The 759-nt window shown below is 67.6% G+C and carries 2 pseudogenes; both read left to right on the top strand.

Features of this window, described 5'->3' with window-relative positions:
• Positions 1 to 394 (top strand): annotated as a pseudogene (locus ELR45_RS37830) (adenosine deaminase); the annotation flags it as partial.
• 109 nt (positions 395 to 503) lie between these two features.
• Positions 504 to 759: pseudogene (locus ELR45_RS14210) on the top strand (RidA family protein); the annotation flags it as partial.

Raw genomic sequence — 759 nt, forward strand, 5'->3', positions numbered from 1 at the left:
GGAGCATGTCCGTGCCTGCGTGGACCTGCTCGGCGCCACGCGTATCGGCCACGGAACGTCTGCAGTCACCGACCAGTCGGTGTTGGCGCTGCTCGCCGAGCGACAGGTCGCCTTGGAGATCTGCCCGACGTCCTATCCGCCGCTGGGCGTGCACAAACCGTCCGACATCCCGGTCCGCGCCGTCATCGACGCCGGCATTCCGGTCACCCTCGGTAGTGACGACCCGCTGGTCTTCGGCGCCGGTCTCGCCGAGCAGTACGTGCTGTGTAGGGACGTTCTCAGTCTCGACGACGCATGGCTGGCCGCGCTGGCCAGACACAGCATCGTGTCGTCCGCGGCGCCCGCCGAGACCAAACGGGCGCTGATGGACGGCGTGGACGCGTGGTCTCTGTAGGGACCTGGCGCCGGTGCTTACCCGGTCCAGGTCCAATGACGGCGGTGAGCGGAGACCGACCAGGAGCTGATCGTGTCCAGGTCAGGGGTGGGTTGGAGCGGGCCATGGGAACCTGCAGATCGCCCTCCGGGAGAGCGGCGCAGAGCTGTCCGATGTCGTCAAGAGCACGGTCTATGTGGCTTCGAGCCGGCAGGCTGATCTGGTCGAGGCGTGGGAAGTCTGCCGTGACTTCTTCGGTGACCACGACCCGCCAAGCACCCTCCTCGGCGTGGCCGTTCTCGGCTATGACGATCAGCTCGTCGAGGTCGAGGCGATCGCCGCCATCCGGCCAGCACACGAGACCGGTCCGCGCAGCGTCGAACGAC

It is taken from the genome of Phytoactinopolyspora endophytica (assembly GCF_004138495.1).
Classification (GTDB): Bacteria; Actinomycetota; Actinomycetes; order Jiangellales; family Jiangellaceae; genus Phytoactinopolyspora; species Phytoactinopolyspora endophytica.